The following is a 13,885-nucleotide window of genomic DNA, read 5'->3' as shown; positions in this document are numbered from 1 at the left end:
CTGCTTGTCTCATCAAAAAAATCGAGCCACTGCTTTGAGATATCGCAGCCGACATAGTTCTGCATTATCATGTCCACGCCTCTTCCTGTGGTGCGGGGTCTGCTTGGAACAGCCCCGTGCAACTGTTCAGGTTGATGGTTCACCGGTGGGAAGGGACCGAGCCATGCCGCGGCCTGTCCTCAAAAAGACGACCAGGATCCTCTCGGTCTCCTTCCCACTTCAATCATAGCATGGGAACAACACACAGGATTCTAGGGTTTCCGCGACGTCGCTTCGCGACTGCTTCACCCTAGAATGACGAAGTCGGGGGCCTGCCATCATTCGAGCATCGGTGAATATGCAGCAATTGGTGCCTTGACGACATATTATCTTGTGTACTAAATAATCGTGCACAATGTAATTGGAGATTTGATATGGCACTCTACACCACACAGGCTCACGTCACCGGCGGCCGCGCCGGCCATGGCGAGACCAGCGACGGCCTGCTCAAGGTCGATCTGGCGATGCCCAAGGAGCTTGGTGGGCCGGGCGGCGCCACCAATCCCGAGCAGCTTTTCGCCATCGGCTACGCCGCCTGCTTCGAAAGCGCCATCCGCTTCGTCGCGCGCAAACAGAAGCTGCCGCTGACCGATGCGGGGGTAACCTCGACCGTCAGCCTGCTTCCCCACGGCGAGGGTTTCAAGCTTGGCGTCGCGCTGGCGGCGGAGACGAAAGGCCTTGATCAGGCGGCGGCGGAAGCGCTTGTATCGGAGGCACACGAGATATGCCCCTATTCGAACGCCATCAGGGGCAATGTCGAGGTAGCGCTTTCGGTAAAGGCGGCATGACGGGAAGGACCACAGACAGCGCCAACGACGTCCCGGCGGAGGCCGCCGGGACGGTGCCGCGGCTCGACCAGCAGCTTTGCTTCGCGCTCTATTCGGCGAGCGGGCTGATGACGAAGCTCTATCGGCCGTTGCTCGATCCGCTCGGCCTGACCTACCCGCAATATCTGGCCATGCTGGCCCTATGGGAGCATGCGCCGAGCACGGTGGGCGCGCTTGGCGAGGCGCTCGGCCTGGATTCCGCGACGCTGACGCCGTTGCTCAAGCGGATGGAGGCGGGCGGCCTCGTCACCCGCCGCCGCGATGCCGCCGATGAGCGCCGGGTGCTGGTCGAGCCGACGGCGAAGGGCCAGGCGCTGCGCGGGCGCATGAAGGATGTGTCCCTGGCCCTCGCCTGCAGCGTGCCGCTGCAGCCTGCCGAAGCGAAAGCGCTGCACGCAACGCTCACCCATCTCGTTGCCGGCTTGCGCAATGCCGTCGCGCAAGACGCGTCGGCGGATGCGGAAGCGCCGGTTTCCGGTTCGAGATAACCAGATCATCCCGAAATCACTGAATACAGGGCATGCGAATCCCATTTCGAGCGCGCTGACGCGGCGGACCGTCTTGCGTGCCGTTTGCGGAAAGCTAAAGTCGTCGCCGGATTTCCTGTAAGCCCATCCGGGCGCTTTCAATTTTCGGAGTGTGTCATGACCAAGTCGAAACTGCTGCTGGCCGGCCTGCTTGCCCTTATGCTTGCGCCCGTTGCCGCCTTCGCGCAGGCGCTGCCCGACCTCGGCGGCAAAAAGGTGGTGGTGGTGACCGAAAACGCCTATCCGCCGCTGCAGTTCATCGACCCCAAGACCGGAAAACAGATCGGCTGGGAGTATGACGCGATGAACGAGATCGCCAAGCGGCTGAATTTCAAGGTCGAGTACCAGAACACCTCCTGGGACGCGATGATCCAGGCGGTTTCCGACAACCAGTACAACATCGGCATGACCGGCATCACCATCAAGGACGACCGCAAGGAGAAGGTCGATTTCTCCGACCCCTACATGCGCTCGGAACAGTTCATGCTGGTTCGCGGCGACGAAAGCCGCTTCACCGACGCCAAGACCTTCGGTGCCTTCAAGGACGGGCTGATCGGCGCGCAGCCGGGCACCACGCCCTTCTACACCGCCGTCTACAGCGTGCTCGACGGCAACGAGCAGAACCCCCGCATCAAACTGTTCGAGACCTTCGGCGCCACGGTGCAGGCGCTGAAGTCAGGCGACGTCGATGTCGTTTTGACCGACGGCACCGCCGGCAAAGGCTATGTCGATGCCTCTGAAGGCAAGCTGAAGCTGATCGGCGGCCCGCTCGGCACCGAGGACTTCGGCTTCATCTTCCCGAAGGGATCCGATCTGGTGAAGCCGGTCAACGCCGCGATCGCGGCACTGAAGGCGGACGGCACCCTGGAGACGCTGAACAAGAAGTGGTTCCTTGACTACAAGATGGGTCAGTAGTCCCATTTGTCGACGACAGTGGCTGTGCAGAACCTCGCGCCGAGTTTGCGCCTGAGCGCCCCCCTGTGTCCTGCCGGGTCCGGCAAGCCAGAGGGAGGCGCCTTGGCGCAGCCCTTCCGGGATTTCCGCACCCACGGCATCTTCTGATGTCCGCTGGACCGACTTCCACCAAAACTGAGTTCCCCTGGTGGCTCGCCGTCGCTGCCGTCCTGGCTTTGGCCGCGGCCTTGTTCATCGCCGCCAGCGATCTCTATGCCCAGGTCTTCGCCACCGTTGCCAAGGGCATCGGCATCACCGTCTTCGTCACCGCGGTGGCGTTCGCGCTGGCGTCGATCATCGGTCTCGGCATCGCGCTGATGGGGCTGTCCGGCTCGCCCTGGCTGCGCCAGGTCGCCCGCTTCTATGTCGAGATCATCCGCGGCGTGCCGATCCTGGTGCTGTTGTTCTGGATCGCGTTTGCCGGCGCGCCAGCCCTGGTCGCGGCATGGAACACGCTGACCGCGCCGCTGCAGGGCGCGGGCTATCTCGGCGAATTGCTGGTGCGCGACGTGTCGCTGTTGTGGCGCGCCATCATGGCGCTGACCATCGGCTACTCCGCCTTCATCTCCGAGGTCTTTCGCGCCGGCATCCAGTCAGTCGAGAAAGGCCAGATCGAGGCGGCCAAGGCGCTTGGGCTGAGCCGCTCGCAACGCTTCCGGCTGATCGTCTTTCCGCAGGCGATCCGCACCATATTGCCGCCGCTCGGCAATGATTTCGTCGCTTTGGTCAAGGATTCCTCGCTGGTCTCGGTGCTCGGCGTCGCCGACATCACCCAGATGGGCAAGGTCTATGCCGCCGGCTCGTTCCGCTTCTTCGAGACCTATTCGATCGTGGCCTATATCTATCTCATCCTGACCGTCGGCCTGTCGCTGGCGCTGCGGGCGCTGGAACGGCGGCTGCGGAACCAGCATGAGGAATAGTTTTCCGGCGAAGACGGCGCTACGATCCCCGGCATATCTCGTTGAGGAGGTCTCATGATCGTCGACAAGGCCAATGCGGCGCTCGATTCCGTCTACGGCGCCGACACGCCGGAAACGCTGGCGCAGGCCTATGCCGCATGGGCCGCGACCTATGACAGCGAAACAGCTTCGCTCGGTTATTTGCTGCCGTTCCTGATCACCGCCTGGGTGGCGCGCCATGTGCCGGTCGGCGAGGGGCCGCTGCTCGACGCCGGCTGCGGCACCGGCCTGTCGGGACCGTCGCTGAAAGCGCTCGGCTATGGCGACATTGCCGGCCTAGACCTGTCGGACGACATGCTGAAGATCGCCGGCAGCCGCAACGCCTATAGCGAGCTGAAACAGGCGATGCTCGGCGGACCGCTTCCCTGGGCGGACGGGCATTTCCGCACCTTCTTCTCGACAGGCGTCTTCACTATCAGCCACGCGCCGGCCTCAAGCCTGCACGAACTGGTGCGCATCACGCAGAAGGGCGGCCACGCCATCTTCACCGTGCGCGACCAGGTGTTTGAAAGCGGCGGCTTTCAGGCGGTGTTCGACGAACTGACGCGGACGAGGAAATGGCGACCGGTCGAACAAAGCTCATGGTTCCGCTGCTATGCCATCGCCGAACCGGACGTGCTGGTGAAGACGTTTGTGTTCGAGGTGATGTGAGCGCTGCCTTCTTCTTCCCTTCTGATACAAGGAGGAGTCGCGCCACGCCGCAATTGCCGAAAAGCCAAAACATTGCTATCTACCCCGCCATGGAAGAGCTTTTTGGCGATCCGGCCTACAAAGGGTTCGTGCTGCAGGACAGGAAACGCCTGCCGTCGCGCTTTTCCGCGCGCGTCAGCGGCGCTTTGACCAGCCGACTTAGCTAGGCCGACCTGTCCAGGTCATTGCGCCGGGCCAAGGCTTGCCGGCATCTGCTCTTTCCCATTCTCATATCGACGGATTCACGCACATGAGCGCACCGCGCACCCTCTACGACAAGATTTTCGACGACCACGTCGTCGACCGTCAGGACGACGGCACCTGCCTGCTCTATATCGACCGCCACCTCGTCCATGAAGTGACCAGCCCGCAGGCCTTCGAAGGCCTGCGCATGAGCGGCCGCAAAGTCCGTCATCCGGAGAAGACGCTGGCCGTGGTCGATCACAATGTCTCGACCTCGCCCGAGCGCAAGTTCGGCATCAAGAACGAGGAGAGCCGCATCCAGGTCGAGGCGCTGGCCAAGAACGCCAAGGATTTCGGCGTCGAATACTATTCCGAGAACGATATCCGCCAGGGCATCGTCCACATCATCGGCCCCGAGCAGGGCTTCACCTTGCCCGGCATGACCATCGTCTGCGGTGACAGCCACACCTCGACGCATGGCGCGTTCGGCGCGCTGGCGCACGGCATCGGCACATCCGAGGTCGAGCATGTGCTGGCGACGCAGACGCTGATCCAGCGCAAGGCCAAGAACATGCTGGTGCGCGTCGACGGCCAGCTGCCGGAAGGCGTCACCGCCAAGGACATCATCCTCGCCATCATCGGCGAGATCGGCACGGCCGGCGGCACCGGCTACGTCATCGAATATGCCGGCGAGGCGATCCGCTCGCTGTCGATGGAAGGCCGCATGACGATCTGCAACATGTCGATCGAGGGTGGTGCCCGCGCCGGCCTGATCGCGGCCGACGAAACCACCTTCGCCTATGTCAAGGACAAGCCGCGCGCGCCCAAGGGCGCGGCCTGGGATGCGGCGCTCGCCTACTGGAAGACGCTGCAGTCCGATGAAGGCGCGCATTTCGACAAGGTGATCGTGCTCGACGCAGCGAAACTGCCGCCGATCGTCTCCTGGGGCTCCTCGCCCGAGGATGTCGTCTCCGTGCAAGGCATCGTGCCGAACCCGGACGATATATCAGACGAGAACAAGCGCACTTCCAAGCAGCGCGCGCTCGACTATATGGGCCTGACGCCGGGAACGAAGATCACCGACATCACGCTCGACCGCGTCTTCATCGGCTCCTGCACCAATGGCCGCATCGAGGATCTGCGCGCCGTGGCCAAGGTGGTCGAAGGCAAGACGGTCAGTGCGCATGTCGATGCGATGATCGTGCCGGGCTCGGGCCTGGTCAAGGAACAGGCGGAAGCCGAGGGCCTCGACAAGATCTTCCGCGCCGCGGGTTTCGACTGGCGCGAGCCGGGCTGCTCGATGTGCCTGGCCATGAACGACGACCGGCTGAAGCCGCATGAACGCTGCGCCTCGACCTCGAACCGCAATTTCGAGGGCCGGCAAGGCTTCAAGGGCCGCACCCATCTGGTGTCGCCGGCGATGGCGGCAGCGGCGGCGATCGCCGGCCACTTCGTCGACATCCGCGACTGGAAATAAACGTCCCGTCCACACGTTTTGGTGACTTGCCAGACCCCGGATCGCCTTGCGGTTCCGGGGTCTTTTTCATTCGTGCGGGCCGCATATTTGCCCGCGCTTAACTGCTTGTTTGCGCTTGCGGTCTAAAGTCTTCCCCGACGTCAGTGAGGGGAAGTCATCGTCCTTTGGACACCGGTCTGTATATAGCGCTGCTCAATCCAACGATCGCGCTGGCACTCGGCGCGGCCTTCCTCGTGCTATGGACCTATCAGCGCCACCGCCCCTATCTGGCCGTGCTGGGGTTCAGCTACAGTGTTTCGGCCCTGGGATTTCTACTGCAGTATTTCACCTTGCCTATCGGCATGTCGCTGACCAAGCTGGTCTCCAACATCTGCTTCACCTTCGCCGGCTGCTGCCTGTCGGGCGCCATCGTCGCCCGCTATGGCCGCAAGGTGCCCTATGTCGGGATCGGCGTGCTGGCTGGCGGTGGCCTGGCGTCGTTCTGCTGGTTCCTGTTCGTCGCGCCGGATCTCACCTGGCGCGTTCTGGCAATGAATTTCGGCTTTGGCGGGATCAGCCTCCTGGTTGCCGCCGAGTTGCGGCCGGTACGCAACAACGGCCCGACCGAGAAAATCCTGTTCGTGCTGTCGCTGCTGTCGGGCCTGAATTTCTTCGTGCGCACTTTGATCGTCGTTATCGCGCATGGGCCATTCACCAGCTATGACGGGTTCTACGGCTCGTCCTACTGGACGACGGCGCTGCTGTCGCATGCTCTGCTGTCGCTGCTGATCGCGCTTTGCCTGTTCACCGCCGCCGCGCTCGACGTGATGAAGGCCTTGAAGGCCGAGACCTATACCGATCCGCTATCGGGCCTGCTCAACCGGCGCGGCTTCGAGGAGCGGGCGGAGTTCCTGTTGCAGCGTTGCGCGGCAGCGAAGTTTCCTGTGGCGCTGGTTCTGGCCGACCTCGACCACTTCAAGGCGCTCAACGATGTGCATGGGCACGCCGCGGGCGACCGGGTGATCGCCGATTTCGCCGCCAAGCTGCGCACGGCGGCCGGCGCGCGCGGGGCTGCCGGACGAATCGGCGGCGAGGAGTTCGCGGTCGTCCTGCCCCTTACCGATCTCGCCGCCGCACGGCTGTTCGCCGAGGCGGTGCGCACGCTCTACTCGGCCGGCGGTGTCGACGGGCTTCCCCCCGGCACCAAGGTCACCGCCAGTTTCGGCGTGGCGGCCCGCAGTGGCGAGGAGGCCTTGCAGCCCTTGATGCGCCGTGCGGACGAGGCGCTTTACAAAGCCAAGAAAAATGGCCGCGACAGCGTGCGCCTCTCCTACGAACGGCCGGAAACACTGTTCGTGCCGGAGCCGTCCTGGGCCGGCTGAGGCGTGTATCCAAACTCACGTTAACGTCTTTTTCGCCCGTCGATGTTTAGCTCGGGCGTAGGTCGTGGAAAGAGATGAGCGGAGCCAACTTCATCCTGTTGATCAACCTGTCGGTTGCCGGCCTGCTGACGGCATCCTTCCTGGCGGTCGCGTTCCATGATGTCGGTCGCGCACCGGCGCGCTGGTTTGCGTCAGGCTATGTCCTGGGCATGGCCTATTCGGCGATCGAATTCAGCATTCCCGTCTTCACCGATGCCCGGATCCCGGTGGTTACCGCCTTCGCGGTCTTTCTAGTCGCCACCATGGCCTTCAATGCCGGACTGGCCCGCAAATACGGCGTCGCGCCGCCATGGCCGCCGATGCTGCTCTTTTTGGTCGCCGCCACCACCACCGTCTATTTCGTACAGGACCTGCCGCGGCAGTCACTGGCCCGCATGATGGCCTACCAGCTTCCCTATGCCATCATGCAATTCGTCGGATTGGCCATCGTCTGGTCGTCCAGGCAAAAGCGTGGCCGGCTCGATCGCATCTTGATGGCGGTGCTGGCCGCCAGCGGCGTGCAATTCGCCTCCAAGCCGTTCATCGCGCATGCGCTCGGCGGCTGGGGCGCCAATCCGCAAGCCTATCTGCAAAGCAACTACGCGCTGGTGTCGCAATCGCTCGGCACTGTCTTTGCCCTGGCCGTGGCGTTGCTGGTGCTGGCCATCCTGGTGCGTGAGGTGTTGGCCGAAGTGACCTCGAAGTCGGAGATCGATACACTCTCGGGACTGCTCAATCGCGGTGCCTTCACGCGCGAGGTCGAGCAGGCAGTGCTTGGCGCCTTGCGGCAAGGCGCGCCGGTCACGCTGGTCATCGCCGATCTCGATCATTTCAAAAGCATCAACGACAATTTCGGCCACGCCTCCGGCGACCGGGTGATCGAGACCTTTGCCGGTTTCCTGCGAGGGGCCGCCACCGGGCATGTCGCGGGCCGTATCGGCGGCGAGGAATTCGCCATCATTCTGCCGGGAACCAATCTGGCCGCCGCCCGGCTGTTCGCGGAAGGCACGCGCAGCGCCTTCGGCGCGTTGCCCATCGATGGACTGCCGGCTGACAATCGCTGCACCGCGAGCTTCGGGGTTGCCGAACTTCATCCCAGTGAAACCAGTGCCGATCTCATGCGGCGCGCGGACGAGGCGCTTTATCTGGCGAAGAATGCCGGGCGCGACTGCGTGCGTATCTCAGCCGGGCCGGGAGGCGAATGGCCGTCCAACGCGATCGCCGTCAACTTCAGATCAGGATGACGTTTGGTTGGATCGTCATCCTGATCTAACTCTTTGTTTTTAAGCAATTCCTAAGGGGAAGCGCCATGCGCTTCTCCCGGGAAAACCGTTACACACTTTTCCTGGAATTGCTCTAGCGGCAGGGGCTGAGTTCGGGCATTTCGCCGTCGGACAGCCCGTACATGTAGCTGCGGCCTTTGACGAAGACCGGCGGGCGGTAGCAATCGCTGTAACCCGAGACCTCGTCGGCCTCGTTCTGGTAGATCACCTTGGGCTGGCCGGCGCTGGTGTAGTCGGACAGTTGCTTGGCCAACTTGCCTTCGCCGACGATGATACGCTTGTAGCCGGCGGCACTGTCGATGACGAGATTGCCGAAGGAATCGGCGTAGACGCGATCCTGATGGCGCCCGTCGGCCAACGCCGGGGCGGCGAACCCCGTGGCCAGTGCGGTCAGTGCCAGCGCCGCCAGGCGCGAATTGCTCGACTTGGAACGCATGGCGTCCTCCAGGTTAGAGGTCTGACGGAATGCATGTCGTCGACTGAAACCGCTGGCGCGGCTCCGGGCGGCATGCACGCCTCCTCGAATCAGAAATTAACCTTTTCTTAACCTTTGTTAAGAGGCTGGCCCGCCAGCGCGGCGATGTCTCGTCAAACATGGTTAATTTCCGATTGGAGGGAAAACCCCGTTGGCCATCATTCGGCCATGCTTGGCCGCACCATCGCGGCCGGCATCGAACGGATCCAAGGGTAACGCCGCAGCAATCTTGATCTTGGCGCGTCATCGTGGCTAGTTGCCGTGGGGGAGGACAGCATATGGCGTTACGCCGGACGGCTTTTGTGTCCGTTTTTCCGTTGCTCGTTACCGTTGCTGCCTGCGTGCCGCAGGATGGCACGCCGAAGGTGGCCAACACCGCCCCGTCGGCGCCGGCTCAGCAGTCCATCGCAGCCGCGGCGGCGCCCCCGGCACCGGCGACCAACAAGATCATCACAGATCTCACCGCGCCGCGATCGGCCGTGGGAACGGCAACTTATGGATGCGGCAACGGCAGCGCGATTACCATTCAGAATCTCGGCTCGTCGTTGCGGGTGATCGAGCCGGATGGCGCGACCGAAGAGTTTGTGGCATCGCCCGCCAACCAGTCCAGCCGCTATCAGGAGGCAGCCACGCATAACGCAATCGTGATCGACGGGCGTGAGGCGCTGGTGATGAAGAGGGGCTCGACGCCGCGCACCTGCAAGCGATAGCGCGAAACCCGCCACAACCGGGCTGTGGACCAGACATGCTGCACTGCAGCGATATCGAGCCGGCTTTGGGTCCTCCACCCCTAATCGATTGAAGGCCCGCCCCGCCTTTTAGTCAGACTAAATTACGTTTTCGAAACGGTTTTCTGGCTTTGACGCGGTGCAAAAAGAGCATTAGAAACCGGCTGTCCGAAGTCGCAACCGGAAGCGGCGATGCCGCATTTCCACCCGCGGCGCCAGAGACGCCGAACCTGGGGGAGCCATGAGCAAATCACCAGCCACCCGCGAATTCGCCGGACGTGAACGGCCGCTCTCGCCGCACCTGACGATCTACCGGCCGCCGATCACCATGACGATGTCGATCATCCATCGCATCACTGGCGGAGCGCTGTATTTCGGTACGCTGCTGGTCGCGGTCTGGCTGATGGCGGCGGCAAGCTCGCAAGGCGCTTTCGATTGGGTCAACTGGGCTTTCGGCACCTGGCTCGGCCGGCTCATCCTGTTCGGTTACACCTGGGCATTGATGCACCACATGCTGGGTGGCGTGCGCCACCTGGTCTGGGATACGGGCGCCGGCCTCGAAAAGCACACAGCCTCGAAGATCGCCTGGGCGACGCTGGCCGGCTCGATCCTGCTCACACTGCTGATCTGGATCGCCGGCTATATGGCGCGGGGACACTGATCATGAGCGGCAAGAACAACACCGACATGCGCACGCCGCTGGCGAGGGTCCGCGGCCTCGGCTCGGCCCGGGAGGGCACGCAGCATTTCTGGCGCCAGCGGCTGACGGCGCTCGCCAACATTCCGCTGACGCTATTCTTCGTCGGTTTCCTGATCGCGCTCAACGGCGCTGGCTATACCGAGGTTCGGGCAGCGCTTGCCAATCCGTTCGTGGCGCTGGTGATGACCCTGGTGCTGGTCTCGGGGCTCTACCATATGCGGCTCGGCATGCAGGTGATCATCGAGGACTACGTGCATGGCGAAGGCATGAAGCTGGCGCTCATCGCGCTCAACACATTTTTCACGGTAGCGGTCGGCGTCGCCTCGATCTTCGCCCTGCTCAAGCTGGCATTCGGAGGCTGAGTTGGCCAAGGACGCGAAATCAGCCAACACGGCAGGCTATAATTTTGTCGACCACAAGTTCGACGTGGTCGTCGTCGGCGCCGGCGGTGCCGGCCTGCGCGCTACCCTCGGCATGGCCGAACAGGGCCTGCGCACCGCGTGCATCACCAAGGTGTTCCCGACCCGCTCGCACACGGTGGCCGCGCAAGGCGGCATCGCCGCCTCGCTGTCCAATATGGGCCCGGATTCCTGGCAGTGGCATATGTACGATACCGTCAAGGGCTCGGACTGGCTGGGCGATGTCGACGCCATGGAGTATCTGGTGCGCGAGGCGCCGGCCGCGGTCTACGAACTCGAGCATTACGGCGTGCCGTTCTCGCGCACCGAAGAGGGCAAGATCTACCAGCGGCCGTTCGGCGGCCACATGATGAACTATGGCGATGGCCCGCCGGTGCAGCGCACCTGCGCCGCCGCCGACCGCACCGGCCACGCCATCCTGCACACGCTCTATGGCCAGTCGCTGAAGAACAACGCCCAGTTCTTCATCGAGTATTTCGCGCTCGACCTGATCATGGAGCCGGACGGCACCTGCACCGGCGTCGTCGCCTGGAACCTCGACGACGGCACCATCCACCGCTTCTCGGCCAAGATGGTGGTGCTGGCGACGGGCGGCTATGGCCGCGCCTATTTCTCGGCGACGTCCGCGCACACCTGCACCGGCGACGGCGGCGGCATGGCGGCGCGGGCAGGGTTCCCGCTGCAGGACATGGAATTCGTGCAGTTCCACCCGACCGGCATCTACGGCGCCGGCTGCCTGATCACCGAAGGCGCGCGCGGCGAGGGCGGCTATCTCGTCAATTCCGAAGGCGAGCGCTTCATGGAGCGCTACGCGCCGTCGGCCAAGGACCTTGCCTCGCGCGATGTCGTTTCGCGCTGCATGACGCTGGAGATCCGGGAAGGCCGCGGCGTCGGCAAGAAGAAGGACCACATCTTCCTGCATCTCGACCATCTCGACCCGGCGGTGCTGCATGAGCGGCTGCCCGGCATTTCGGAATCGGCCAAGATCTTCGCCGGCGTCGACCTGACCAAGGAGCCGATCCCGGTGCTGCCGACCGTGCATTACAATATGGGCGGCGTACCGACCAATTACTGGGGCGAGGTGCTGAACCCGACGGCGGAAAACCCGGACAAGGTGTCGCCCGGCCTGATGGCGGTCGGCGAGGCTGGCTGCGCCTCGGTGCACGGCGCCAACCGACTTGGCTCGAACTCGCTGATCGACCTGGTGGTGTTCGGCCGCGCGGCGGCGATCCGCGCCGGCCAGGTCATCGACCGCAAGGAGCCGATCCCTTCGCCCAACGAGGCCTCGGTGGAAAAGATCATGGACCGCTTCGACCGGCTGCGCCACGCCAATGGCTCGACGCCGACGGCCAGCTTGCGCGAAAAGATGCAGAAGGCGATGCAGGAAGACGCCGCCGTGTTCCGCACACAGGAATCGCTCGAGAACGGCTGCAAGCGCATTTCGGAACTCTGGGGCGAACTCAAGGATCTAAAAGTCTCCGACCGATCGATGATCTGGAATTCCGACCTGGTCGAAACCCTGGAGCTGGAAAACCTGATGGCCAACGCCATCACCACGGTCTACGGCGCCGAGGCTCGCAAGGAGAGCCGGGGGGCCCATGCGCGCGAGGATTTTTCGGCGCGCGACGACACCAACTGGCGCAAGCACACGCTGGCGCGGCTGAGCGAAGACGGCAAGGTGACGCTCTCTTACCGGCCCGTGCACACCGAGCCACTGCTGGCCGAAAAGGACGGCGGCATCAGTCTCGCCAAGATCGCGCCGAAGGCCAGGGTGTACTGACGATGGCCATGGCGGCGACGGGATATTCCGGCACGCCCCTTCCGGCCAAGTTTGGCCTGAAGGATGGCATGGTCGCCGCCTTCATCGCGCTGCCGGCGGAGCTCGACGACCTGACGGAGGCCGTGGCCTTTGCCGAAGTCGACCGGCTGGCCGATTGGTCCGGCATTTCGGGCAGCCATCAAAAATACGATGCCGTCCACGCCTTCACCAGGCAGCGCGCCGAGATCGAGGATCGCCTCGGCGATGTCGAGGCGGCGATCAAGCGAGACGGCATGGTCTGGGTGTCCTGGCCGAAGATGGCCTCGAAAGTTCCGACCGATGTCACCGAAGGTGTCGTGCGCGCGCCAGCGCTCAAGCGCGACCTTGTCGACGTCAAGGTCGCCGCCATCAATGAAATCTGGTCCGGGCTGAAGCTCGTCATCCGAAAGGACCTGAGGTAATGGTCGAACTGACGCTCCCCAAGAACTCGAAGATCCAGCAGGGCAAGACCTGGCCGAAGCCGGAAGGCGCCACCAATTTGCGCGAATACCGCATCTACCGCTGGTCGCCGGACGATGACGAGAACCCGCGCATCGACACCTATTTCGTCGACATGGACGATTGCGGGCCGATGGTGCTCGACGCGCTGCTCTGGATCAAGAACAAGATCGACCCGACGCTGGCCTTGCGCCGCTCCTGTCGTGAAGGCATTTGCGGCTCCTGCGCCATGAACATCGACGGCTCCAATACGCTGGCCTGCACCAAGGGCTGCGACGACATTTCGGGCGCTGTCAAAGTCTATCCGCTGCCGCATATGCAGGTGGTCAAGGACCTGGTGCCCGACCTCACCAATTTCTATGCCCAGCACGCCTCGATCCAGCCCTGGCTGCAGACGGTCTCGCCGACGCCGGCCAAGGAATGGTTGCAGAGCCATGAAGACCGCGAGAAGCTCGATGGGCTCTATGAGTGCATATTGTGCGCCTGCTGCTCGACCTCGTGTCCAAGCTACTGGTGGAACGGCGACCGCTATCTAGGCCCGGCGACGCTGCTGCAGGCCTATCGCTGGCTGATCGACAGCCGCGACGAGGCCAAGGGCGAGCGGCTCGACAATCTCGAAGATCCGTTCCGGCTCTATCGCTGCCACACGATCATGAACTGCGCGCAGACCTGCCCCAAGGGCCTCAATCCGGCCAAGGCGATTGCCGAGATCAAGAAGATGATGGTGGAGCGGCGGGTCTAGGCCTGCCGCTTAACATTCTCAGGCCGAGATCCTTCGCGCTCCTCTCTGTCCTGCCGGACATCTCCCCCACAAGGAGGAGATTTGGCTGTCATTGCGGCTTTCGCCAGTCGCCAAGGTGAAGCATGAGGCGCTGTCGCCTTGCCTGGTCTGCTCTGATTGGGGTGGGGCGTCGACCGCTCGTGAATTGCCGGCGCGCCGAGCCCTAACCGCTGTTTCAAACATACC

General features: G+C 63.4%; 16 protein-coding genes. 15 read left to right on the top strand and 1 reads right to left on the bottom strand.

The window, feature by feature from the left end; genetic code table 11:
- Positions 1-413: 413 nt before the first annotated feature.
- The 9 genes from A3AU_RS0112955 (at position 414) to A3AU_RS0112915 (ending at position 8,300) form a co-directional block, all read left to right on the top strand.
- On the top strand, positions 414-827 hold the full coding sequence (locus tag A3AU_RS0112955; RefSeq protein ID WP_027053218.1) for an organic hydroperoxide resistance protein: 414 nt from the start codon (positions 414-416) through the stop codon (positions 825-827).
- On the top strand, positions 824-1,354 hold the full coding sequence (locus A3AU_RS0112950; RefSeq protein WP_027053217.1) for a MarR family winged helix-turn-helix transcriptional regulator: 531 nt from the start codon (positions 824-826) through the stop codon (positions 1,352-1,354). The genes A3AU_RS0112955 and A3AU_RS0112950 overlap by 4 nt, the downstream gene beginning before the upstream one ends.
- Before the next feature lie 156 nt (positions 1,355-1,510).
- Positions 1,511-2,308: a transporter substrate-binding domain-containing protein gene (locus tag A3AU_RS0112945; RefSeq protein ID WP_027053216.1), complete on the top strand. Its 798-nt coding sequence runs from the start codon at positions 1,511-1,513 to the stop codon at positions 2,306-2,308.
- A gap of 146 nt (positions 2,309-2,454) precedes the next feature.
- Positions 2,455-3,267: an amino acid ABC transporter permease gene (locus A3AU_RS0112940; protein WP_027053215.1), complete on the top strand. Its 813-nt coding sequence runs from the start codon at positions 2,455-2,457 to the stop codon at positions 3,265-3,267.
- 54 nt (positions 3,268-3,321) lie between these two features.
- The gene (locus A3AU_RS0112935) at positions 3,322-3,957 is read left to right on the top strand and encodes a class I SAM-dependent DNA methyltransferase (protein WP_027053214.1); all 636 of its coding nucleotides are present in this window, start codon (positions 3,322-3,324) and stop codon (positions 3,955-3,957) included.
- On the top strand, positions 3,954-4,163 hold the full coding sequence (locus A3AU_RS1000000139825; RefSeq protein ID WP_167335235.1) for a hypothetical protein: 210 nt from the start codon (positions 3,954-3,956) through the stop codon (positions 4,161-4,163). The genes A3AU_RS0112935 and A3AU_RS1000000139825 overlap by 4 nt, the downstream gene beginning before the upstream one ends.
- 83 nt (positions 4,164-4,246) lie before the next feature.
- Positions 4,247-5,656, top strand: a complete 1,410-nt coding sequence (leuC, locus tag A3AU_RS0112925; RefSeq protein WP_027053213.1) for a 3-isopropylmalate dehydratase large subunit — start codon at positions 4,247-4,249, stop codon at positions 5,654-5,656.
- Between the two features lie 164 nt (positions 5,657-5,820).
- Positions 5,821-7,017 carry a GGDEF domain-containing protein gene (locus tag A3AU_RS0112920; protein WP_027053212.1) on the top strand — a complete coding sequence of 399 codons (1,197 nt, stop codon included), beginning with the start codon at positions 5,821-5,823 and terminating at the stop codon, positions 7,015-7,017.
- 74 nt (positions 7,018-7,091) lie between these two features.
- Positions 7,092-8,300, top strand: coding sequence for a GGDEF domain-containing protein (locus tag A3AU_RS0112915; RefSeq protein ID WP_027053211.1), 1,209 nt, complete (start codon positions 7,092-7,094; stop codon positions 8,298-8,300).
- Positions 8,301-8,412: 112 nt separating this feature from the next.
- Here A3AU_RS0112915 and A3AU_RS0112910 read toward each other — a convergent pair whose 3' ends face one another.
- A complete protein-coding gene (locus A3AU_RS0112910) occupies positions 8,413-8,775 on the bottom strand; it encodes a hypothetical protein (RefSeq protein ID WP_027053210.1) in 363 nt (120 codons plus the stop codon).
- 317 nt (positions 8,776-9,092) lie between these two features.
- Between A3AU_RS0112910 and A3AU_RS0112905 the strand changes: the two genes are divergently transcribed.
- The 6 genes from A3AU_RS0112905 (at position 9,093) to A3AU_RS0112880 (ending at position 13,660) form a co-directional block, all read left to right on the top strand.
- Positions 9,093-9,524: a hypothetical protein gene (locus A3AU_RS0112905; RefSeq protein WP_027053209.1), complete on the top strand. Its 432-nt coding sequence runs from the start codon at positions 9,093-9,095 to the stop codon at positions 9,522-9,524.
- Positions 9,525-9,783: 259 nt separating this feature from the next.
- Positions 9,784-10,203, top strand: coding sequence for a succinate dehydrogenase, cytochrome b556 subunit (gene sdhC, locus A3AU_RS0112900; protein WP_027053208.1), 420 nt, complete (start codon positions 9,784-9,786; stop codon positions 10,201-10,203).
- Positions 10,204-10,205: 2 nt separating this feature from the next.
- Positions 10,206-10,604 carry a succinate dehydrogenase, hydrophobic membrane anchor protein gene (gene sdhD / locus A3AU_RS0112895; RefSeq protein WP_027053207.1) on the top strand — a complete coding sequence of 133 codons (399 nt, stop codon included), beginning with the start codon at positions 10,206-10,208 and terminating at the stop codon, positions 10,602-10,604.
- 1 nt (position 10,605) lies between these two features.
- A complete protein-coding gene (gene sdhA / locus A3AU_RS0112890; RefSeq protein WP_027053206.1) occupies positions 10,606-12,441 on the top strand; it encodes a succinate dehydrogenase flavoprotein subunit in 1,836 nt (611 codons plus the stop codon).
- 2 nt (positions 12,442-12,443) lie between these two features.
- Positions 12,444-12,881, top strand: a complete 438-nt coding sequence (locus A3AU_RS0112885) for a DUF3052 family protein (RefSeq protein ID WP_027053205.1) — start codon at positions 12,444-12,446, stop codon at positions 12,879-12,881.
- The gene (locus A3AU_RS0112880) at positions 12,881-13,660 is read left to right on the top strand and encodes a succinate dehydrogenase iron-sulfur subunit (RefSeq protein WP_027053204.1); all 780 of its coding nucleotides are present in this window, start codon (positions 12,881-12,883) and stop codon (positions 13,658-13,660) included. The genes A3AU_RS0112885 and A3AU_RS0112880 overlap by 1 nt, the downstream gene beginning before the upstream one ends.
- The last annotated feature ends 225 nt before the right edge of the window (positions 13,661-13,885 follow it).

Origin of the sequence: Mesorhizobium erdmanii USDA 3471 (assembly GCF_000472705.1) — a bacterium.
In the GTDB taxonomy this organism is placed as follows: Bacteria; Pseudomonadota; Alphaproteobacteria; order Rhizobiales; family Rhizobiaceae; genus Mesorhizobium; species Mesorhizobium erdmanii.
This window is presented reverse-complemented; position numbering and strand designations above follow the sequence as displayed.